This window comes from Luteibacter yeojuensis (assembly GCF_011742875.1).
GTDB classification, from domain to species: Bacteria; Pseudomonadota; Gammaproteobacteria; order Xanthomonadales; family Rhodanobacteraceae; genus Luteibacter; species Luteibacter yeojuensis.
In genome coordinates this window covers 2,666,686-2,686,597 of sequence record NZ_JAAQTL010000001.1, presented here as the reverse complement: position 1 = coordinate 2,686,597, position 19,912 = coordinate 2,666,686, and the positions used below count along the sequence as shown (strand labels likewise).

The following is a 19,912-nucleotide window of genomic DNA, read 5'->3' as shown; positions in this document are numbered from 1 at the left end:
CCGGAAAGGGAAATGGCCTTGCCTGCATTGCTTTGTGCGCCACAGGTTTCGGCGAGGAGAATGATAGTTGCCCGACATTGCTAAAGCAATATGTCAGCAAATAACAATTAACTCATTGATTTTACTTGGATCGAAGCGATTCGATCTTCTTCTGGCGGCGTTCGGCACGGGGAAGAGTGTAGTCGTTGTCGAACAGCGCGCTCTCCCACGCCCCGTAAGTCGGGTTCGGCAGCACGAACCAGCGCTCGCCGATCCAGGCGGTGTAGGGCGCCATGGCCTTCTCGCGGCCTTGCGCCGTGTTGCCCGGCACGTTCGCGAAGTCCGCGATCTGGTCGCCGAACTGCATCAGCACGCGATAGTCCTTCGCCACGCGCTGGCGGCGGCAACCCTTCTCGCTGCCCACCTGCTCGCACCCCTCGACGAAGGTACCGAGGCCGAGGAAGGAGTCCTTGCCGGCGACGGGAAAGCCAGCCGCGCGCAGGTTCGCGAGGGTGGCCTCGTCCAGGTCTTTCGCGCGGTTGGAGATGTAGATCACCGCGATGCCATGGTCGGCCGCGAAGTTCGTGAACGCCACCGCGCCCGGCATCGGACGGGCGATGGCTTCCCTGCACCAGGCGGCCCAGTCGGCTTCGTTGAACTCGCCGCCGGAGTGGACCAGGCGGGCCTGGTAGGGCGAGTTGTCCAGAACGGTCTCGTCGATGTCGAGGATCACGGCCGGCTTCAGCCCTTTCAGCGAGGGATGCGCCGCGCGGTCGTCCGCCGGCAGCGCGTCCCAGGTCGGATCCTTCTTCGCCTTGAGGAGTTTCTCCTGCGCGTCGCGGTAGGTCTGCAGGAAGATGTAGTCGTGTTCGCTGGCCTTCTGCGACCAGGCGACGGCGTTGAGGTTGTCGTCGGCCGCGGGACCGGCGGACGCCTCCGCCGGCGCGGCGACCTGCGGCGCGGTGGCGGGCGGTGCGGCGGTCTGCGGCGCATGGGCGCAGCCGAGCAGGGACAGGGCGGCCACCAGGGCGACCGGAACGAACTTCATCATGGAAACCCCTTGGATGACGCAGCGCGCCGAGGGCGGCGATTCTCTGGGGAGTTTACGACACTGTGAAGTCGGACTGCCCCCAAGGGGGGCGGTGGGGAAGCACGCTTCCCACAGTACCCCGCGTCCTGACAGACTGCGCCCTCATCCACGACGAGACCGTCCATGGAAGCCGCCAACTCGCGAACGCGCGCCGTGCGCATCGCCAGCTATATCGCCGCCGGACTCGGCCTTTTCCTCGTTCTCTACCTGCGTCTGCTCCCGGCCTTGCTTGCGGGATTGCTGGTGTACGAAGTCGTGGTGTCCACGGCGCCGCTGATGGGGCGGCGTCTTTCGGGCGACCGGGCGCGCGTGCTTGCCGTGGCGCTGGTCGGCGTGATCGTGGTCGGACTGCTCACCCTTCTCGTGCTCGGCGGCATCAGCTTCTTCCGCAACGAGATCGGCAACCCGGAAGACCTGTGGCAGAACCGACTCATGCCGCTCGTGGAACGCGCGCGCCAACAGCTGCCGCCGGCCGTCGTCGACCGCCTTCCCGAGAGCGTGGACGCCCTTCGCATTACCGCGATGGACTGGGCGCGTTCGCACGCGGTCACGTTGCAGCTGGCCGGCAAGGAAGCGGCGCGCGTCGTCGTGCACATCATCATCGGCCTCGTGCTCGGCGCCATCGTGGCTTTGAGCCGGGCACGCCCCACGCACCAGGTCGGTCCCTTCGCCGCGGAACTCAGCCTGCGCAGTGCGCGCCTCGCGGACGCCTTCCACAACATCGTGTTCGCGCAGATCAAGATCTCGCTGTTCAATACCCTTTTCACCGGCATCTACCTGCTGGCCGTGCTGCCGATGTTCGGCGTACACCTGCCGCTGACCAAGACGCTCATCGTCATCACCTTCATCGTGGGACTGCTGCCCGTCATCGGCAACCTGCTGTCGAACACGGCCATCACGATCGTGGGCCTCTCGGTGTCGCTCTACGTCGGCCTTGGCGCGCTGGCCTTTCTCATCGTCATCCACAAGTTCGAATACTTCCTCAATGCGCGCATCGTCGGCGGCCAGATCCGCGCCCGCGCCTGGGAGCTGCTGGTGGCGATGCTGCTCTTCGAGGCGGCTTTCGGTCTGCCCGGCGTCGTCGCCGCGCCGATCTTCTACGCCTACCTCAAGGCTGAACTGGAAGCGGAGCGTTTGATCTAGCGTTCATCCCGCGACTGCTGGAATCGCGCCATGGTCGGAACAGCGCAGGACACCCGCAGCCTCCGTATCGCCACCTACGTGCTGGCGGCGGTGGCGCTGTGGGCGGTACTGTGGCTACACCTGATCTCCGCCCTGCTGGCCGGCCTGCTGGTCTACGAGGTGGTGGAAAGCCTCACGCCGCTGATCCGGCGCATCGCCCCGGGCGAGCGTGCAAGGCCGATCGCGGTAGCCCTGGTGACGGCGGTCGTGGTGGGCGCGATCATCCTCGTCGTGATTGCCGCGCTCACCTTCTACCGGCGCGACCTGGGCGACCCGCAGGAGCTGTGGGATACGAAGCTGCTGCCGCTGCTGAGCAAGGCCCACGAACAGCTGCCGGCATGGCTGACCGCGAACATCCCCGACAGCTTCGTCGATTTCCGCGACCAGGGCATGGCCTGGGTGCACGATCACGGCGGCGACCTGCGCCTGGTCGGGACCACCGCGGCGCGTGTGTTCGTGCATATCGTCATCGGCCTGGTGCTCGGCGCCATCGTGGCGGTATCGCACGGTGCCGGGGGCCGCGCGGCGCGGCCTTTGTCGTTCGAGCTTTCGACGCGCGCCATGCGGCTGGCGCACGCGTTCCACAACATCATCTTCGCGCAGCTGAAGATTTCCGCGATCAACACGACGCTGGCGGCGCTCTTCCTGCTGGTGGCGTTGCCGTCCTTCGGTGTCCATGTGCCGCTGGCGAAGACGCTGGTGATCGTCACCTTCGTCACCGGACTGCTTCCCGTCGTGGGCAACCTGGTGTCGAACGTGCTCATCACCATCGCGGGCCTGTCCGTGTCGCTTTGGGTGGGTATCGCCGCGCTCGGTTTCCTGATCGTGGTGCACAAGCTTGAGTACTTCCTCAATGCGCGCATCGTCGGCGGACAGATCCGCGCGCGGACATGGGAACTGCTCGTGGCGATGCTGGTGCTGGAGGCCGCTTTCGGCCTGCCCGGCCTGGTGGCGGCGCCGATCTACTACGCGTACCTGAAGAGCGAACTGGAAGCGGAGCGCCTGATCTAGGCGCTCTCTGTGGGAGCCGCTATAGCGGCGAGAAAACCTCGCGACAATGCGCAGGATTGTCCTCGCCGCTATAGCGGCTCCTACAGGCGCGCACGAATCAGGCGCCGCCGGCCAGCATCGCGCGGATGCGCGCCATGTGCGTCTCCGCGGTTTCCTTCTTCACTTCGGCGTCGGCATCCGGGTCCTTGCCGTCCCAGTGCAGGTCGTCCTGTGGCAGCTCCTCCAGGAAGCGGCTGGGGTCGTTGCTCAGGATCTCGCCGTACTTGCGCGACTTCGCGGCGAACGACAAGGTCAGCGATTCCTTCGCCCGTGTGATGCCCACGTACATCAGGCGGCGTTCCTCGTCGAGGCGACCCTCGTCGATCGCACCCTCGTGCGGCAGCGTGCCGTCCTCGCAGCCCACGATGAAGACGAAGCGGAATTCCAGGCCCTTGGCCGAATGCAGCGTCATCATGCGCAGCGCGTTGCCGGGGTCGTCGCGATCGGCGTGGCTCAGCAAGGCCAGTTGCGCGGCGATGTCGCCCGTGCGGCCGCCGTCCTTCCCCATGGCCCGGAACCAGTCGATCAGCTCGCGCAGGTTGCCCAGGCGGCGCTCTCGCAGCGTCTCGTCGGGCGTCGATGCGGCGATATGCGCGCCATAGCCGGATTTCTCGATGACCGAGTTCACGAGGTCCGCCGCGCTTTCATGCACGGCGTGGCTGCGCAACTCGTCCATCAGCCGCGCGAAGCCGGCCAGCGCCGAGGCCGGCCGTGGCGACAGTGTCTTCAGCACGGCGTCGCTGCGCGCGGCATCGAGCAGCGAGGCGTTGCGCGATTGCGCGATCTGGCCCAGCTTCTCCAGGGAGGTGGCGCCGATCTCGCGCTTGGGCACGTTCACCACGCGCAGGAAGGCGGCATCGTCTGTCGGATTCGTGAGCAGGCGCAGGTAGCAGAGGATGTCCTTCACTTCGGCGCGGTCGAGGAACGACAGCGCGCCGCTCAGGTGGTACGGCACGCGCGCCACGCGCAGCGCCTTCTCCAGCGCGCGCGCCTGGAAATTGCCGCGATACAGGATGCAGAAGTCGTCCCAGCGGACACCCTTTTCCTTGTACTTCTCATGCAGGTTGGCGGCGATGGCGGCGATGCGCTCGGCCTCGTGGTCGCTGTCCTTGCATTCGAGCACGCGGATGGGCGGTCCCTCGACATGATCGCTCCAGAGCCTCTTCTCGTGGACGTGCGGATTGTTCGCGATGAGCTGGTTCGCCGCGCGCAGGATGCGCTTCGCGCAGCGATAGTTCTGCTCCAGCTTGATCACGCGCAGTTGCGGGAAGTCGCGGCCGAGCTGGTCGATGTTCTCGGGGTTCGCGCCGCGCCACGCGTAGATGCTCTGGTCGTCGTCGCCCACGCAGGTGAAGCGCGCCTTCGGTCCGGCGAGGGCTTTCAGCAAGCGGTACTGGGCGTCGTTGGTGTCCTGGTATTCGTCCACCAGCAGGTAGCGCAGGCGCTCCTGCCAGATGGCGCGCGCCTCGTCGTCGGTCTCGAGGATGCGCAGCGGCAGGCGGATCAGGTCGTCGAAATCCACCGCGTTGAAGGCGGCGAGGCGCTGCTGGTAGAGGTCGTAGATCGTCGCGGCTTCGATCTCGCGCGGGCTGCGCGCCGATGCCATCGCTTCCTCGGGCGTCATGCCTGCGTTCTTCGCGCGGCCGACCAGGTTGCGGATGCCCAGGATCACCTCGGGCTTCACGCCCTTGGGCGAGAGCTCCTTGATCATGTTGGCGCTGTCGTCGGCGTCGAGCACGGAAAAGCCGCGGCGCAGGCGCGCGCGATCGTGCTCGATCTGGAGGAACTTGAGACCCAGCGCGTGGAACGTGCAGACGGTAAGCGCCTTCGCCGCATCGTCGGAGATCAGCCGTCCCACGCGCTCGCGCATCTCCTTCGCCGCCTTGTTGGTGAAGGTGATGGCCGCGATCTTCTCCGCCGCGAGGTGCCGGCGCGAGATGAGGTGCGAGATCTTTTCCGTGATGACGCGGGTCTTGCCGGAACCGGCACCGGCCAGCACCAGCAAGGGGCCGTCGCAGTATTCGACGGCCGCATGTTGTTGGGGATTGAGCATGGGATCGACCGGGACGACGGCGGACGAGGCCCCGGATGGTAGCAGGTGGGTGCGTTACCATGTGGGGTCACGCACCGGAACCACCCGCATGGCCAAGCTGTACTTCTATTACTCGGCGATGAACGCCGGCAAGACCACGACGCTGCTGCAGAGCGCGCACAACTACCACGAGCGCGGCATGCGCACGCTGATCCTCACCCCGGCCCTGGACGACCGCTACGGGGAAGGCATGGTGGCCTCCCGGATCGGCCTGCAGGCCCGGGCGGTGCGCTTTGCCGGCGAGGAGGACATCTTCGCGATCGTCGAGAAGGACATCGCCGGGCGCGGCGCCCTGCACTGCGTGCTGGTGGACGAGGCCCAGTTCCTGAGCAAGGCCCAGGTCTGGCAGCTGACCGACGTGGTCGACCGCCTCGGCATCCCCGTCCTGGCCTATGGCCTGCGCACCGATTTCCGCGGCGAGCTGTTCGAGGGCAGCCAGTACCTCCTGGCCTGGGCCGACAACCTCGACGAGATCAAGACGATCTGCCATTCCGGGAAGAAGGCGACCATGGTGGTACGCGTGGACGAGCACGGGCGCGCCGTGACCCAGGGTCCCCAGGTTGAGATCGGCGGCAACGACCGCTATGTCTCCGTGAGCCGCGCCGAGTTCAAGAGCATCACCGGCGGCGACGGACGTATCGAGTTGCAGCAGCCGATGCTGCCGCTCGGCGAGAGCGAACCCGAAGAAGGAAATCCCGCGTGACCGAGACGACCACCCATGCCGCCGAGTGGCCGCGCCCCTACTGGAAGCCCAGCGACGAGCAGGCCGTGCTGTTGTTCTTCGTCTTCGGCGCCTTCGCCGAGGACCTGGCCATACCCGCCGCCCGCTACGGCAGCCCGGGGCTTCCCGAGGGCGTGGAGTTGCAGCGTTTCCAGAACGCGGTGCTGTCGCGCTGGGAGGGTTATCCGCTTTCCGGCGCCCTCGGCGAACTGCTGCGCGAGGACAATCCGGAGGCGTACGCGGAGGCCAAGGCCGCGCCGCATGTGATCGCCATCCGTGGGCGCTTCCCCGATCGGGAAAGCCTCGACTACCTTCGCGATACATTGGGCGTCGTCGCCTCGCTGACCGACGTCGGTGGCAAGGCCGTGGTCGATCCGCAGATCCTGACGCTCTTCGATGCCGCGTCGTGGCGCGAGCACTACCTGGTACAAGGCGGCGCGCCGCCGCGCCACCACGTGCTGATCCTGTGCAGCCCCGAGGAAACCAAGGGGCGTTCGTGGATCCGCACCCGCGGCATGCGCAAGTTCGGCCGTCCGGACATCAGCCTGACGAACGTGCCCGATCGCGAGATCGATCGCGCGGGCGCCTTGTCCGAGCGCTTCGTCGAACTCGGGGCGCTGGGTGCCCACTTCGATCCCGCGCAGGCGATCGAAGTGGAAGGCGTAGCCGGTGGCCTTGCGGTGAGCGTGTCGGGCGACGAGGAAGACCCGCGCTTCAACAACACCCATGCGGCCATGCGCTGGCCGGACTGATCGGCGTCGATCAGGGTTTCGTGCCGTCCGCCTGCGCATTGAGCCAGTCGACGAAGCGTCGCGTATCGCCTTTTTCGTGGAAGTCCACGGCGACGTAGTTCGGCTTGCGTTGCGCGGCGGGCCAGCAATAGTCGCGGTAACGGGTCACGAGCGTGTCGAACCGGTTGTCGTGGTGCAGCGGTATCGGCACGCCATGGAACTGGTTCATGGTGAACAGCGGCCGCCATCCCGGCATGCCCGGGATCTCCGGCGACGCCAGCGGCTGGTGCTCCCACCGGCTGTAGCAACGCGGGTCGTGCGTGAAGACCGTGGTGCCGAGGCTCCAGTAGTTTTCGACGGTGAAGTCCTCGCTCGGCATGATATGCACGTCGCCGGAGCGCGTCGTCAGCGTTCCGCTGCTGTCCCAGTTGTGGCTGAAGATCAGGATGCGCTGCCCTCTTTCCAGCATCGCCTTGTAGGTGGGCCAACCGTCCGTCGGCCATGCATATGGATCGAACGTGCGGCCACCGAGGCCCGGTACCTTGTTCAGCTCGGTCGTGAGCTGGTCGAGACTCGTGTAGTCCTCGAGGTGCAGGGTGACGATCGCGTCGCCGTTTTCGTCGAGGAAGGGCAGCAAGGTGGTGATGAACAGGTCGGCGAGCGTCCGCGAGCCGCTCCTGCACCGGTTGTGGCAAAGCCGCACGCGGTCCTCATGGTAGTAGAGATCGAGCATGAGGCCGCGCACGCCCGCGGCGAGTTGCTCGTCGATGGTCTGGTTCTGGTTGGGAATGAGGCCGTTGCTGGTGAAGGCGTTATGCGTGGTGACCCAGCTGTAGCGGTCGAAAGGCTGACTGGTGTCCTCGGGGGTGCCGGCGAGGGCGGCGCCGGCGCACAGTGCGAGGGCGAATATGCCGGTGCGCACCGACACGAGGTAGGCGTGATTCATCGGGAACTTCCGTGTGGGGGTGGGGAGGGTTGAGTCTAGAAGCCACTCCCCACGCCCCGCCGTCAGATTTTCTCCCTACTCGTTGTAGTCCTGCGGAGCAGCTCAAGTCCTATCGGCCTGCTACGTGTCGGCGTTCACGGCATCGAGCCGATCTCGAATTCATTGCCCGAGAAGCGCACGGACGTCTGCTTGTCGACGTTCGCATGCAGGTTGTGCCGGTTGACCGGACGGAGCAGGTAGGCGTCCGTCTCATCGATCCTGAATAGCTGATAGGACCGGCTCCGGGGTGTCGTGGAACGGCGCATCAGCGTGTGCAGGTCGATACGGACCCAGCGGCCGGAGGCGGAACCGAGGGTACTGTTGGCGGTCGTTCCCGCCGCGCGCGGTATCCATGGGGTCAGGCCGGTCGGCAGGGAGGAGAGTGGCGTCGTGGGAGGCAGGGTCGTCACGGGGATTCCCACGTGCAGCCCGCGGGAAACCCGTAGCTCTTGCAAGGCCACGCTCACGACTTCCGTTCCCTGGCCTGAGATCTGACCCGGAAGGTAGGCGTAGACGTGCTGAGGCCACCAGGACTGGTCGACCGTGGTCAGGCGGGGCAGCCGGCTCGCGCCGCGGGGGGCGGTTCCCGCCGGCAGGCCGGGCGGATCGATGGGGAGGCGGGGCGCGACCGGCGCCTCGGCGGGCGCCCATGTACCGGCTTGCAGCGCATCGTTCCAGGCCTGGCGTTGCGTCGACGACAGGCGGTGTGGCGCGGGTTCTCGTCCGAGCATGTGCTTCAGGACACGGTCGTAGTCGGTCGCGGCGAGGTCCCGGTACAGCGTGTCCAGGAGCACGCCGCGCTGATGGGTCGTGAGCCGCGCGACGTCGGCGTTCAGCAGCTCGTTGTCGGACAGCAGGAAGAGGGGATCTTCCGTCGGCAGACGGGCGTGGCGGCTGGACCCGCCGCCACCGCCAGCCAGCCCGCCGCGCCGGAAGCGCCATGTGCCGTCGGCAAGGCGTTCCACCGGCGGACCGTGGCGCCCGGGGTTGCCGGCGTCGAAGAGCCGCCAGCTGTCATGCGTCGTGTCGTAGCGCACGTGATAGGACTTTCCTTCGTGCCGGATGATGCCGCGCTTCACTCCCGCATGCTCGACGACATGGAAGACCGACATGGATTCGCCGGGTGGAATGACGACGTCCTTCGCGAGGAAACGTTTATCAAAGAGGGTGTCCGGCCTGGACAGCGTGCTCCGGTTGGATGCAAGGACGCGCGAGCCGGCAGTAGCGCGGACGTAGGCGCCGGTCAGCACGGGCACCTGGGAGTAGAGCGGCAGGACGGCGAGGCCGGCGGTATAGCCATCGACGAAGGCGAGGAAGGCCTCGGTGCGTTCGCCTGCCTTCACGTTGTCGTAGAAACGCCATGCCGCCTGGGCGGTCTGCGGCACGCTCCGGATCACACCGCCGACGAGTTCGCGGGTCAGTTGGACGGGTAGGTTCCAGTGCCATAGCACGTCCCTGGCGGCACCGACGTCGGTGTTGGCGGTCGAGCGGGCGACGTCGCTGGCGTTGCGCTTGGCCAGGGCGACGAGGTCGTCGTAGGCCCGGTCGAAGATATCGGTCGCGACCTCCCGCGAGTGGAATTTTTCCGCCAGTTCGGTGCATCCCTGGCAGCTTCCCGTGCTGAATATCCAGCTCGCGGAGCGATCGTCGTTGAAGCGCGGCACCCGAAAACGGCGCGAGCCCTGTCGGGCGGGATCGGCCTCGCCGAGTTCGTCGGGCAGGTGGGCCAGGAGGTAATGCTCGAACCGGCGGTTGAGCAGGAAGTCGCGGGTCAGTGTGGCCCGGTCGGCGAATTCACGCCACGCGAGGCCATCGGGCGCGTCGGGGGTGTAGAGCACGACACGGGCGACGGCTCCGCTCTGGCGGGCGCCGATCAGGAAGAGCCCGGTCAGCGCGGCGCCCTGGTAGGTCAGTTGGTGGATAACGATCTCGTGGCCTTCGACCCGCGCCCGGCCCGTCGAGGCCGGATGGTCCAGCACGGCCTTCACCCAGGCGAAGCCACGCTCCCGGTGATCGGGATGGAAGGACCGGGGTTCGTTGCCGTCGTAATAGGACAGCCGCGCATCCGCGGCCTCGAAGGCCATGCGCGCCTTCAGCAGGCCGGTGAACGTCCGGCGCTGTCCACGACCCTGCGGCGTATCGCCCAGCGTGCTCTCCAGGTGCCGGGCGTAGGCGTTGGGAAGATCCAGGTCGCGGACGATCTTGCGCACGACCGGTGCCGGGATATCGGTGCGCAACGAGCCGTCGGCGTGGATGACCTCCAGGCCGTCGGTGTCGCCGAGGTTGCGATACGCCAGTTCGAGCAACGAGAGCTCCTGCCGCGCGAATCCCGACAGGGCGGTTGCGATCGGACCGTTCTCCAGCGTGCGGCGGGTCAGGCGGACCCGCACGTCGCGTGGCGACACGGCGATGCCGCGATCGCGCAAAGCCGTGGCCAACGCGTCCAGGATGAACGCGTCCAGCGACGACGTCCCGGAGGACTGGAGGTCGCGGGCTCGGTAGGCACTGTCGCGGTAGTCGGCGGCCATGCGCCGCCAGTGGTCGCGGACTGCCTTGGGCTGTCCGGCCAGACGTTCCTCGTCGAGCCGGGTGGCCAGGGAGAGGTCCCGGTCGCGCACGATGCCGTGCACGTCGAGCAGGGCGTGCAGGTCCAGGGCGGCATGCAAGGCATCCTGGCGTTCTTCGTCGACGGGCGTCGCGAAGGCCAGCGTGACCCGTTCGCGCAGCCGTTCGACGAGCCGGCGGGTCAAGGTATCGAACGCATCGCCGTCGATGGGCCGGGTGTCGAGGAAGTGCGTGTCGATGACCGCTTCCATGTCGTCCATGCCGATGCCGGGCAGCTCGTCGCGTTGGGCCAGTTGCCGGCGCATGCCCAGTTCGACGTCGCGGTAGAGGACGTCGAGCGACGCGAAGACCCGCCAGCCGGTTTCGACGGTGAACAGCAGTACCCGCGCGGGATCGCGGTCGTCCTGGAGGACGAGAGCGCCGGCGTAGGGCCGGGTGCCGACGAGGAGTTCGCTCGCATGGAGGTGGCTGGATAGAGGGCCGCCCGGAGGCAGCCTGACGGCGCGCGCGATGAGCAGGTCTTCAGCGGAGAGGGTGCCGTCGTTGTGGCGTAACGCGGCATCGTCGTCGGCGGCTTGGGCCAGGAGCAGGGCCAGGGCCTGTCGGCGCGGGACAGCCGGCTGGCCTGCCTTATGTTCGACGGAGGCGTCCCAGAAAGCGTCCAGCGCGGCGAGGAATGGGGCGAGGGAGGAGTCAGTGCCCTCGATCGATCCCGGCAGCGCGGCCTGCTGTTCGAGGATCCAGACTTGGATGTCCCGCATGCGCTGGAGTCTGTCCAGGGCGGACTGGTTGGTATGGGCGACGTGGGCAGGCGGCGCCTGCGACGGAAGCATGTCCAATGGCTTTCCTTGGCGTTGGAGGTCCGCGAAGGGTAGCCAGGGCCATTGTCGGGGGTCTGCCGACGCACAAGGCCTTCGCTTGTCAACGCTCCCCGTCACGACGAGTCGGACAAGGACGGGCCTTCACGGCGTGCCGCGTCGCCGGATCAGCGCTGACAGGAGGGACAGTAGAACGATGCGCGTTGGCCGAGCGCCACCACGCGAATGGACGTGCCGCAGATCTTGCACGCTTCGCCGGCGCGGCCATAGGCGAACAGCTCCTGGTAGAAATAACCCGGCGCTCCGTCGGGCGAAAGGAAGTCGCGCAAGGTGGTACCGCCGCGCGCGATCGCATGGGCAAGGATGCGTTTCACTTCGCCGGCGAGTCTTGCGTACCTCTCCCGCGAAACCTTGCCGGCCGCGCGGCGCGGATCGATGCCCGCGGCGAACAGCGCTTCGCTCGCATAGATGTTGCCCACGCCGACAACGACCGCATTGTCCATGAGGAAGGTCTTCACCGCCGCCGATCGCCCGCGCGACACCCGCCAGAGCAGGTCGCCGTCGAATGCGTCGGTAAGCGGCTCCGGTCCGATGCCTTCGAGGAGCTCGTGCGTCTCGCCCGGCATCTGCCACAGCAACGCGCCGAAGCGACGGGGATCGGTGAAGCGGAGCACCTGGCCGGAGTCGAGCACGATGTCCACGTGGTCGTGCTTCCCGATGGGCGTGCTTTCGGGCAACACGCGAAGCACCCCGGACATGCCGAGGTGGAGCAATGCGGTGCCCGCCCCGGTATGCAGCAGCAGGTATTTCGCCCGGCGTTCGACGCTATCGATCACCTGACCGGGCAGGAGGGTCGAGACCTCGGGCGGTATCGGCCAGCGCAGGTCCGGCCGGCGCAATACGACGCCGGCGACACGGCGCCCTTCCAGGTGGGGAGCGATACCGCGGCGGGTGGTTTCGACTTCGGGCAGCTCGGGCATGGGCGAAAGATGGGGCGTACGGAGGCGACACGCAAGCCGGTTCGATCACGCCCATCGGCTGCATGCCGCCCTTCGTTACGGACCGCCACCAACCGCCGTCGTCGGCAACGACGCCGTGCGCGGCGGACGCGGCAGCGCCTGCGCCGGAACGATGGCGATGCGGTCGCCGACCTTCGCGTAACGTTGCTTGCCCAGTGCGGCCATCTCGCCGAATTCCACGCGTGTGCCGTTGAGCACCAATACCGCCAGCGGCGGCGACAGGCCGATCTTCGTGGCATCGAAGTCGGTGGCGGGCCGCCAGTCGGCCACCGGTGTGGCGGCCAGCAGGGCCAGGTCTTGCGCGCGACCTTCGTCCGCGTGCGCCGTGCTCCCGGTCCAATGCCCGTCGCGCCGCTCGAAGCGCTGGCCCGGCAGGCCGCGCATGTCGATCTCGATGCGTGTCACCGCGTGCGGATCGAGTGACGTGAGCGTATGCGCGCGCACCTCCGCCTCGTCCGCCTGCCACTGCCACGCCACCGCACCGACGAGGCCAAGCAACAAGGCGCTGCCGACGATCCGGGCCTTCACGTCAGCGCCGCCTCCGTCGCCATGCGATGCCAGCGCCGAGGCCGAGCAGCAGGAGGGGCAGGCATACCAGGAAGGCGATGCTCACGAGGTTGAGGCCGTCCTGCGATACCGAGATCACCCGATCGGGCGCCCCGCGCGCGGGCAGGTCCACGAGCACGTCGTCGCCGAGCAGCCAGTCGAGGATGCGTTCGCCGAGCGCGCGGTTACCGCCGTTGCCGACATAGGTGTTCGACAGGAAATCGCCGTCGCCGATGACGACGGCGCGCTGTTCGCTCTTGGCCGGGCTGGGCGACAGGCGATTCAGCGCGAAGCCGAAATCGAGCGGGCCCTTCAGTTCGCCCGCTTCGGGATGGAAGGCGATCGTGGAGGGCTTCTCGTTGTCGATGCCGCCGAAGGCCGTCCAGCTGCGCTCGCCCGAGCGGAGGAAGGGCACGACCGCCCAATCGTGCGAAGAGACCTGCGCCAACGCGGACACCTGCGGGAAGAGGGTCGTGTCGCGGAACGCCCGGGTGATCGCGTGGAACGGATAGTCGCCGAGCACGACGATGCGCGGATCGTCGACGTTGAGCGTGCTGCCCTGGCCGTCCACGAGCACGCCGGGCAGGACGCGGATGCCGAGCACATCGGCGAGCGCACCGGTGCCCAGGTCGTCGTTGGAGGGCTCGGTAAGCCACAGCAGGTTGCCGCCGCCGCGCACGTAGTCGACGAGCGCCGCCACGCTTCCCGCGGGCAGCGGCGCCATCGGGCTCGCGAGCACGACGAGGTCGGTGTGCTCGGGCACGCCTTGCGTCTGGCTGAAGTTGAGCGGCACGGCCCGGATGCCGCGGCGTTCCACCTGGCTCATGAAGGTGCCGAGGTCCGCGTTGGCGTGACCGTCGCCCTGACGCTCGCCGTCGCCGGTGACGAAGGCGACGATGCGCTGGCCGCCACGGGCGAGGCGTTCGAGCGCGTTGGAGAGGTTGCGCTCGTTGATCGGGCTTTCCACGCGCTCCTCGCGGCCCTGGTAGCGCACGAGCAGCGCGCCGTCGCCGGAAATACCGAGCTGGCGCGAAGCGGCGGGATCGAGGTCGGGATCGACGAAGGAGAGGCGGAGATCCTTTTTCTCGCGCACGTAGCGCTCCATCACCGCCGCGATCTGTTCGCGCAACGGTCCGGTCGGCGAGATGTAACCGACGACGTCGACAGGGCCGCGAAGCTTGTCCAGCACGGCGACGCTTTCGGGCGCGAGGCTGGCGCGCGCGCCGCGCGTCCAGTCGAACGTCCACGCGTGCCGCGAACTGAGGAAACCGAGGCAGCCGGCGGCGACGAAGAGGCCGAGGAGCACGAACCAGCGATCGAGGCGGCGCATCACTGGCGCTCCCTGTCGGCAGCGAGGCGACGGACGGCGAGGCACAGCGAGAGGGCGATCGCGAGCGCGAACCATGCGAGGTCGCTGGTCACGACCAGCCCGCGCAGCAGGTTTTGCAGGTGGGTGGCCATGGTGAGCCATTCGAGGAAGCCGCCGCTCACGCCGGCGGCCTGTGCGCCGCGATCGATGGTCCAGAGGGCGAGCGTGACGATGAGCGCCATGGCCGCCGCGATGGCCGGGAACGAGGTGGCGGCGGAGCAGGCGATGCCGATGGCGGCCAGCGTGGCGAGCAGCAAGGCGGTACCCAGCGTGGCCGCTGCGAGCTTGCCCCAGTCGGCGGTGGATTCCGCGCCGATGGCGAGCGGCATCGCCAGCGTCGCCAGCAGCCACAGTCCCAGCCACGCGAGTACCGCGAGGTACTTGCCGGTCACGATGCGCCAGGGGGCGAGCCCGGTGGAGGCCAGGAGGGCGAGCGTGCCCGCGCGGCGTTCGCCGGCGAGCTGGGTCATGGTCATGAGGGGCACGACGAGGAAGGCGAGCTTCGCGAGTTCGGCGAGCAGGGGAATCGCCACCAGGTCGGTGAAGCCGGGCGCGTCGGCCACGGCGGCGAGCTTGACCTGCGCCCCCAGGAACTGGCCCAGGCCGAGCACGAAGGTCCAGGCCAGCCAGGCGATGGTCAGCGCGGCGAGCGCCCACGCCAGGGGGCGCACGGCGAGGCGGCGGAGTTCGAGACCTGCGACGGCGGCGACGCTCATGCGGCGGCTCCCGTGGCGACGGCGAAGAACGTGGCTTCGAGGGCCGCGCCGCCTTCGTCCCCGCGCAGCGGCGCATCGTGGCGCAGCCGGCCCTCGTGGAGGATCACGACGCGGTCGCACACGGCCACCACTTCCGCGAGGACGTGGGTGGACAGGATCACCGCGGCGCCGGCGGCGGCGCGCTCCCGGATAAGCTTGCGCAGTTCGCCGACCTGGACCGGATCGAGCGCATTGGCCGGCTCGTCGAGGATGACGAGGGCGGGCTCGTGGACAAGCGCGCAGGCGAGGCCCAGGCGTTGGCGCTGGCCCTGGGAGAGCACGCCGGCGAGACGGCGGCGCAGGTCGCCCAGTTGCAGACGGCCGGCGATGGCCTCCGCCGCGCGGCGGGCGGCCGGGCGGGTCGCGCCGCGCAGGCGGGAAAACGCCACGAGGTGTTCCTCGACCGATAGCTCCGGCCACAACGGCGCGTTCTCCGGCAGCCAGCCGATCATCCGGCGGGCGATCGCCGGATGGGCCACGAAGTCGTCGCCACCGAGGAAAATGCGTCCCCGATCGGGCCGGAGGGCGCCGGAAAGCATGGACAGGGTGGTGGATTTACCGGCCCCATTGACCCCAAGGAGCCCGAGGACTTCACCGCCGTTCAGGGTGAAGGAGAGCTCGTTCACGGCGGCGCGGCCGGCGCGGCGACGGGAAACGCCTTCGACGTTCAGCAAAACACCCTGGTTCATGCGGCTACGTCGGCTATCGACGGGCTACGTCGCGAAACCTGGTGCCATCGTGCCGAGGGGCAGGGCTGCTGCTGAACGGAGGGGGTCGGTGTCATGCCGCGATTGTGCGCAATAGGCTCGCGATCCCACAACAACCCTCTTCACAATTTGCCGATAACCATGCTGGTGGGTATGGCATAGCCTCGTTAGACTGGACGGGTAAGACTCCCTAACTACCCGTGCGGTAACGACTCGATGCTCGACACCCTGCTCGATTTCCTGTCCAACGGACTCACCCGCGCGAGCTGGGGAGAGATGCTGGTCTATCTGCTGGTGGTGACCCAGCTCACCATTTTCACGGTGACGCTCTATTACCACCGCAGCGCCACGCACCGCGGCGTGGACTTCCACTGGACGCTCAACGGCTTCTTCCGCTTCTGGGGCTGGCTGACCACGGGCATGGTGGTCAAGGAGTGGGTGGCCATCCACCGCAAGCACCATGCGAAGGTCGAGACCGAGGAAGATCCGCATAGCCCGCAGATCTTCGGTATCAAGAAAGTCTTCCTCGACGGCGTGTCGCTGTACCGCGACGCCAGCGAGAACAAGGAAGACATGGAGAAGTACGGCCGCGGTACGCCGGACGACTGGTTCGAGCGGACGCTGTTCGGTCGTCACCCGTACTGGGGCCCGACGCTGATGGCGATCATCAATCTCTCGCTGTTCGGCGTGATCGGTCTTGCGATCTGGGCCGTGCAGATGGTGTGGATCCCGTTCTGGGCCGCCGGCTTCGTCAACGGCATCGGCCACTGGTGGGGTTACCGTAATTTCGAGAGCTCGGACACCGCGACGAACATCTCGCCGTGGGGCTTCTGGATCGGCGGCGAAGAGCTGCACAACAACCACCACGCCTTCCCGAGCTCGGCGAAGTTCGCCCTGCGCAAATGGGAATTCGATATCGGCTGGGCGGCGATCTGCGGGCTGCGCTTCATGCGCCTCGCCAAGGTGCTGCGCGTGGCGCCCACGCTCAACATCCGCCCGAACGTGCACCTGCCCGATGCGGAGACGCTGAAGGGTGTGCTCACCCTGCGCTTCCAGGCCACCACGGATTACTACCGCAACGTGATCCTGCCGACGATGCGCGAGGAAATGGGCCAGGCCGGCGAGAGCATCAAGGCCGTGCCGCGCCGCCTGCGTCGCGCCCTGGCCGATGGTGGCCGCTGGCTCGACAACGATGCCCGCGAGCGCCTGCAGGCCGCCCTGGCCAACCGCCCGGCTCTGACCACGGTGTGCGACTTCCGCGCCCGCCTCGTCGCCCTGATGGAAGAGCGTGGCGCCGAGAAGTCGCTGAAGGCCCTGCAGCAGTGGATCGTGGAAGCCGAGCAGAGCGGCATCCGCTCGCTCCAGCAGTTCGCCCAGCGCCTGAAGGGTTATTCGGCGGTCGGCGCGTAAGCGATACCGCCAGTGGAACCGAAAAGGCCGCCGTCGAAAGACGGCGGCCTTTTTTTCTGGCTCGGCTTCGCCATCGTGTTTGGCCGCGCACACCGTCGCGCTTGGCGCGAGGCGCCGGGGTGTGCCCTCAGGCTCAAACATGCGGTCGCAAGCGACCGAACTCGCTCTGAGGGGCACGCCCCGACACCTCTCCCATCATTGAGGTACACCGATGGGAGAGCAAAAGCGAAGGGCCGCGATACCGCTGTAGGAGCCGCTACAGCGGCGAGACAATTTCACGACGACGCGGCAAGGTTGCTCTCGCCGCCATAGCGGCTCCTACAAGGCGGTTGCGCCGAGCGTCGTGGTGGCGGCATGCAGCCGCTCCCTCGCCATCTGCGTACGCGCCTGCATCGCACGGTCGAGGCCACGGCTCACCAGGGCGTCGATGACCATCAACACTGCGGCCATCTCCTTGCCTTTCAGCTCGCCGGCACCTCGCTTGCGCTTTTGCGGGGGCCAAAAAAAGAAAGCCGCCTTTCGGCGGCTTCCTTCAAGATCACTTGATCTTGCCTTCCTTGTATTCCACGTGCTTCCGGACGACGGGGTCGTACTTCATGAAGACCATCTTTTCCGGGGTGTTCTTCTTGTTCTTCGTGGTCGTGTAGAAGTGACCGGTGCCCGCGGTGGAAATCAGGCGGTGCTTATCGCGCTTGCTTGCCATGGTTCGATCTCCTTAGATCTTTTCGCCGCGGGAACGGAGGTCGGCCAGCACAGCCTCGATGCCGTTCTTGTCGATGGTGCGCAGCGCGTGGTTGGAAACGCGCAGCTTCACCCAGCGGTTCTCGCTGGCGACCCAGAAGCGGCGCTCGTGCAGGTTCGGCAGCCAGCGGCGACGGGTCTTGTTGTTCGCGTGCGAGACGTTGTTGCCGGTCTGCACACCCTTGTTGGTGACTTGGCATCTACGGGCCATGGGGGCCTCCTTTAGATTCGTTGGACCGCCCTTTGGCCAGGACGGCGACGGCCCAGCGGCATGCCGTTCGACCGGCTGCCACGCGATGGCTGGAGAGTGGAGCACTTCCACCAGTCGAAGCCCGCATCGCGTGACGGACTTTCCCGACGTATCGGGCTGGCATAGGGAAGCCGGGCATTCTCTCAGAATCCCGCGCCTTCATGCAAGCCGGACTGTGCGGGGCGCCGGGTTGTGTGAAACAATCCCTGCTTTCGTGCCAGCGGCACGCAATCAGCCCACACGACGCCTTTTCGAGGACCACGCAATGGCAGAAATCACCGCCAACGGCCAGGCCGGCCAGGCCGGCCAGCCGCAGCTCGTGCTGCAGAAGATCTACGTGAAGGATGCCTCCTTCGAAGCGCCGAACGCCCCGCAGGTGTTCCAGGAAATGGGCGAGACCGAAGCCCAGCCGCAGGTCCAGCTCAACCTGGGCCACAAGGCCGTGGATCTCGGCAACGACCTCTTCGAGGTGGTGCTGAGCCTTACCCTCACCTGCAACCTGGGCGAGCGCACCGCTTACCTGGCCGAGGTCCACCAGGCCGGCATCTTCGGCATCGCCGGTTTCTCGCCCGAGGATCGCGACGGCATCCTGGGCTCGTACTGCCCGAACCTCCTGTTCCCGTACGCACGCCAGATGGTTTCCGCCATGATCCAGGAGGGCGGTTTCCCGCCGTTCCTGCTCCAGCCGATCAACTTCGACGCCCTCTACGCCGAGCAGCAGCGCCAGCAGCTTGAAGGCGCAGGTGCCCATACGCTCAACAGCTGAGCGATGAGCGCCACCACCCGACCCACCGTCGCCGTCCTCGGCGCCGGGTCATGGGGTACCGCGCTGGCTGCCCTGCTGGCGCGCAACGACGTTCCCACGCGCCTGTGGGGGCGCGATGCCGACGCGCTGGCGGCCATGGCCGCCGCGCGCCGCAACCTCCGCTACCTGCCCGACCTGGACCTCCCGCCGGAACTCGCCTACGAAGCCGATCTCGCCAAGGTCCTGCGCGGGGCGGGCATCGTGCTGCTGGTGGTGCCGAGCCACGCCTTCGCGGCGCTGCTCGACCAGATCGTGCCCCTGCTCGACCCCGATGCCCGGATTTCCTGGGCCACCAAGGGGTTCGAGACCGGCACGGGGCGGTTCCTCCATGAGCTGGTGAACGAAAAGCTGCCCGGGCGCCCGGCCGCCGTGATCACCGGGCCGTCGTTCGCCCGCGAGGTCACCGCCGGCCTGCCCAGCGCGGTCACCGTGCACGCGACGGACGAGGCCTTCGGCAAGGAACTGGCCGGGCTGTTGCACGCGCCGAACTTCCGTGCCTACACCGGCAACGACATCCTGGGTGCCGAGCTGGGCGGCGCGATGAAGAACGTCCTCGCGGTGGCCACCGGCGTGGCCGACGGCATGGCACTGGGCCTCAATGCCCGCGCCGGCCTCATCACCCGTGGCATGAACGAGATGCTCCGCCTGGGCGTGGCGCTGGGCGCGCGCGCCGAAACCCTCATGGGCCTGGCCGGGCTGGGCGACCTCGTGCTCACCTGCACGGGCGACCTGTCGCGCAACCGGCGCCTCGGTCTCGCTCTTGGTCGCGGCGTCCCGCTGGCCGACGCGGTCCGCCAGATCGGCCAGGTGGTCGAAAGTGTCGTCACGGCGGACGAAGTGGCGCGTCTTGCCGGTTTCCATGGTCTGGACCTGCCGATCTCGGCGGCCGTGCGCGCCGTGCTGCACGGTGAGGTCACGCCCGAAGAGGCGCTGCGTACGCTCATGAGCCGTGAGCAGAAGGCCGAATATCCCGTCGACCTGTTTCCCGGGCGGAGCTGACAGGCATCGGCGGCCCGCGCCGCGCGGCTGGCTGAACCGGGGCGGTCCGTAGGGTAAAAAATCCTACGGGTAAGGCGTCCCGGCTTTGCTAAGCTTCC

The 19,912-nt window shown here is 67.5% G+C and carries 19 protein-coding genes; 7 read left to right on the top strand and 12 right to left on the bottom strand.

All coding sequences use genetic code 11. The annotated features are described in order from the left end of the window. Nucleotides 1-121: 121 nt before the first annotated feature. Nucleotides 122-1,030: a 5'-nucleotidase, lipoprotein e(P4) family gene (locus tag HBF32_RS12225; protein ID WP_166699882.1), complete on the bottom strand. Its 909-nt coding sequence runs from the start codon at nucleotides 1,028-1,030 to the stop codon at nucleotides 122-124. A gap of 162 nt (nucleotides 1,031-1,192) precedes the next feature. Between HBF32_RS12225 and HBF32_RS12220 the strand changes: the two genes are divergently transcribed. Both HBF32_RS12220 and HBF32_RS12215 read left to right on the top strand, forming a co-directional pair. Further along, nucleotides 1,193-2,212 (top strand): AI-2E family transporter, encoded by a 1,020-nt coding sequence (locus tag HBF32_RS12220; RefSeq protein WP_166699881.1) that lies wholly within the window; start codon nucleotides 1,193-1,195, stop codon nucleotides 2,210-2,212. Nucleotides 2,213-2,242: 30 nt separating this feature from the next. Further along, nucleotides 2,243-3,262 carry an AI-2E family transporter gene (locus tag HBF32_RS12215; protein WP_166699880.1) on the top strand — a complete coding sequence of 340 codons (1,020 nt, stop codon included), beginning with the start codon at nucleotides 2,243-2,245 and terminating at the stop codon, nucleotides 3,260-3,262. A gap of 97 nt (nucleotides 3,263-3,359) precedes the next feature. Here HBF32_RS12215 and HBF32_RS12210 read toward each other — a convergent pair whose 3' ends face one another. Further along, entirely contained in the window at nucleotides 3,360-5,354 is a 1,995-nt protein-coding gene (locus tag HBF32_RS12210; RefSeq protein ID WP_166699879.1) for a UvrD-helicase domain-containing protein, read from the bottom strand. Nucleotides 5,355-5,442: 88 nt separating this feature from the next. On the opposite strand from HBF32_RS12210, the gene HBF32_RS12205 reads away from it, so the two are divergent. Further along, entirely contained in the window at nucleotides 5,443-6,096 is a 654-nt protein-coding gene (locus HBF32_RS12205) for a thymidine kinase (RefSeq protein ID WP_166699878.1), read from the top strand. Then, complete coding sequence (locus HBF32_RS12200) at nucleotides 6,093-6,866, top strand: hypothetical protein (RefSeq protein WP_166699877.1); 774 nt, start codon at nucleotides 6,093-6,095, stop codon at nucleotides 6,864-6,866. The genes HBF32_RS12205 and HBF32_RS12200 overlap by 4 nt, the downstream gene beginning before the upstream one ends. Nucleotides 6,867-6,876: 10 nt before the next feature. Here the strand turns inward: HBF32_RS12200 and HBF32_RS12195 are convergent, their stop codons facing one another. The 7 genes from HBF32_RS12195 to HBF32_RS12165 form a co-directional block, all read right to left on the bottom strand. Further along, nucleotides 6,877-7,791 carry a phosphoinositide-specific phospholipase C-related protein gene (locus tag HBF32_RS12195; protein WP_166699876.1) on the bottom strand — a complete coding sequence of 305 codons (915 nt, stop codon included), beginning with the start codon at nucleotides 7,789-7,791 and terminating at the stop codon, nucleotides 6,877-6,879. A 134-nt stretch (nucleotides 7,792-7,925) separates the two neighbouring features. Then, the gene (locus HBF32_RS12190) at nucleotides 7,926-11,228 is read right to left on the bottom strand and encodes a dermonecrotic toxin domain-containing protein (protein WP_166699875.1); all 3,303 of its coding nucleotides are present in this window, start codon (nucleotides 11,226-11,228) and stop codon (nucleotides 7,926-7,928) included. Nucleotides 11,229-11,380: 152 nt separating this feature from the next. Next, nucleotides 11,381-12,193, bottom strand: a complete 813-nt coding sequence (gene mutM, locus HBF32_RS12185) for a bifunctional DNA-formamidopyrimidine glycosylase/DNA-(apurinic or apyrimidinic site) lyase (protein ID WP_166699874.1) — start codon at nucleotides 12,191-12,193, stop codon at nucleotides 11,381-11,383. A gap of 75 nt (nucleotides 12,194-12,268) precedes the next feature. Continuing rightward, entirely contained in the window at nucleotides 12,269-12,760 is a 492-nt protein-coding gene (locus HBF32_RS12180) for a hypothetical protein (RefSeq protein WP_338039773.1), read from the bottom strand. Between the two features lies 1 nt (nucleotide 12,761). After that, nucleotides 12,762-14,108 carry a GldG family protein gene (locus HBF32_RS12175; RefSeq protein WP_193570362.1) on the bottom strand — a complete coding sequence of 449 codons (1,347 nt, stop codon included), beginning with the start codon at nucleotides 14,106-14,108 and terminating at the stop codon, nucleotides 12,762-12,764. Next, a complete protein-coding gene (locus tag HBF32_RS12170) occupies nucleotides 14,108-14,863 on the bottom strand; it encodes an ABC transporter permease (protein WP_166699872.1) in 756 nt (251 codons plus the stop codon). Before HBF32_RS12170 ends, HBF32_RS12175 begins: the two co-directional genes overlap by 1 nt. Then, the gene (locus HBF32_RS12165; protein WP_166699871.1) at nucleotides 14,860-15,591 is read right to left on the bottom strand and encodes an ABC transporter ATP-binding protein; all 732 of its coding nucleotides are present in this window, start codon (nucleotides 15,589-15,591) and stop codon (nucleotides 14,860-14,862) included. Before HBF32_RS12165 ends, HBF32_RS12170 begins: the two co-directional genes overlap by 4 nt. Nucleotides 15,592-15,825: 234 nt before the next feature. On the opposite strand from HBF32_RS12165, the gene HBF32_RS12160 reads away from it, so the two are divergent. Beyond that, nucleotides 15,826-17,019, top strand: a complete 1,194-nt coding sequence (locus HBF32_RS12160; protein ID WP_166699870.1) for a DesA family fatty acid desaturase — start codon at nucleotides 15,826-15,828, stop codon at nucleotides 17,017-17,019. Between the two features lie 318 nt (nucleotides 17,020-17,337). On the opposite strand, the gene HBF32_RS19495 is transcribed toward HBF32_RS12160, so the two are convergent. From HBF32_RS19495 to rpmB, 3 genes are all read right to left on the bottom strand, one after another. Further along, the gene (locus HBF32_RS19495) at nucleotides 17,338-17,469 is read right to left on the bottom strand and encodes a hypothetical protein (protein WP_275690417.1); all 132 of its coding nucleotides are present in this window, start codon (nucleotides 17,467-17,469) and stop codon (nucleotides 17,338-17,340) included. Between the two features lie 88 nt (nucleotides 17,470-17,557). Beyond that, complete coding sequence (gene rpmG / locus HBF32_RS12155) at nucleotides 17,558-17,722, bottom strand: 50S ribosomal protein L33 (RefSeq protein ID WP_036109728.1); 165 nt, start codon at nucleotides 17,720-17,722, stop codon at nucleotides 17,558-17,560. A 12-nt stretch (nucleotides 17,723-17,734) separates the two neighbouring features. Then, entirely contained in the window at nucleotides 17,735-17,971 is a 237-nt protein-coding gene (gene rpmB, locus HBF32_RS12150; RefSeq protein ID WP_089981369.1) for a 50S ribosomal protein L28, read from the bottom strand. A gap of 304 nt (nucleotides 17,972-18,275) precedes the next feature. On the opposite strand from rpmB, the gene secB reads away from it, so the two are divergent. Next, nucleotides 18,276-18,776 (top strand): protein-export chaperone SecB, encoded by a 501-nt coding sequence (gene secB / locus HBF32_RS12145; protein WP_166699869.1) that lies wholly within the window; start codon nucleotides 18,276-18,278, stop codon nucleotides 18,774-18,776. 3 nt (nucleotides 18,777-18,779) lie between these two features. Next, nucleotides 18,780-19,814 carry an NAD(P)H-dependent glycerol-3-phosphate dehydrogenase gene (locus HBF32_RS12140; protein ID WP_166699868.1) on the top strand — a complete coding sequence of 345 codons (1,035 nt, stop codon included), beginning with the start codon at nucleotides 18,780-18,782 and terminating at the stop codon, nucleotides 19,812-19,814. Nucleotides 19,815-19,912 lie beyond the last annotated feature (98 nt).

Coding starts and splice junctions, on each gene's coding strand:
- HBF32_RS12195 (WP_166699876.1), bottom strand. CDS start 7,791: ATGAATCACGCCTACCTCGTGTCGGTGCGCACCGGCATATTCGCCCTC.
- HBF32_RS12165 (WP_166699871.1), bottom strand. CDS start 15,591: ATGAACCAGGGTGTTTTGCTGAACGTCGAAGGCGTTTCCCGTCGCCGC.
- HBF32_RS12220 (WP_166699881.1), top strand. CDS start 1,193: ATGGAAGCCGCCAACTCGCGAACGCGCGCCGTGCGCATCGCCAGCTAT.
- HBF32_RS12215 (WP_166699880.1), top strand. CDS start 2,243: ATGGTCGGAACAGCGCAGGACACCCGCAGCCTCCGTATCGCCACCTAC.
- HBF32_RS12190 (WP_166699875.1), bottom strand. CDS start 11,228: ATGCTTCCGTCGCAGGCGCCGCCTGCCCACGTCGCCCATACCAACCAG.
- HBF32_RS12225 (WP_166699882.1), bottom strand. CDS start 1,030: ATGATGAAGTTCGTTCCGGTCGCCCTGGTGGCCGCCCTGTCCCTGCTC.
- HBF32_RS12160 (WP_166699870.1), top strand. CDS start 15,826: ATGCTCGACACCCTGCTCGATTTCCTGTCCAACGGACTCACCCGCGCG.
- rpmG (WP_036109728.1), bottom strand. CDS start 17,722: ATGGCAAGCAAGCGCGATAAGCACCGCCTGATTTCCACCGCGGGCACC.
- HBF32_RS19495 (WP_275690417.1), bottom strand. CDS start 17,469: ATGGCCGCAGTGTTGATGGTCATCGACGCCCTGGTGAGCCGTGGCCTC.
- mutM (WP_166699874.1), bottom strand. CDS start 12,193: ATGCCCGAGCTGCCCGAAGTCGAAACCACCCGCCGCGGTATCGCTCCC.
- secB (WP_166699869.1), top strand. CDS start 18,276: ATGGCAGAAATCACCGCCAACGGCCAGGCCGGCCAGGCCGGCCAGCCG.
- rpmB (WP_089981369.1), bottom strand. CDS start 17,971: ATGGCCCGTAGATGCCAAGTCACCAACAAGGGTGTGCAGACCGGCAAC.
- HBF32_RS12140 (WP_166699868.1), top strand. CDS start 18,780: ATGAGCGCCACCACCCGACCCACCGTCGCCGTCCTCGGCGCCGGGTCA.
- HBF32_RS12210 (WP_166699879.1), bottom strand. CDS start 5,354: ATGCTCAATCCCCAACAACATGCGGCCGTCGAATACTGCGACGGCCCC.
- HBF32_RS12170 (WP_166699872.1), bottom strand. CDS start 14,863: ATGAGCGTCGCCGCCGTCGCAGGTCTCGAACTCCGCCGCCTCGCCGTG.
- HBF32_RS12175 (WP_193570362.1), bottom strand. CDS start 14,108: ATGCGCCGCCTCGATCGCTGGTTCGTGCTCCTCGGCCTCTTCGTCGCC.
- HBF32_RS12205 (WP_166699878.1), top strand. CDS start 5,443: ATGGCCAAGCTGTACTTCTATTACTCGGCGATGAACGCCGGCAAGACC.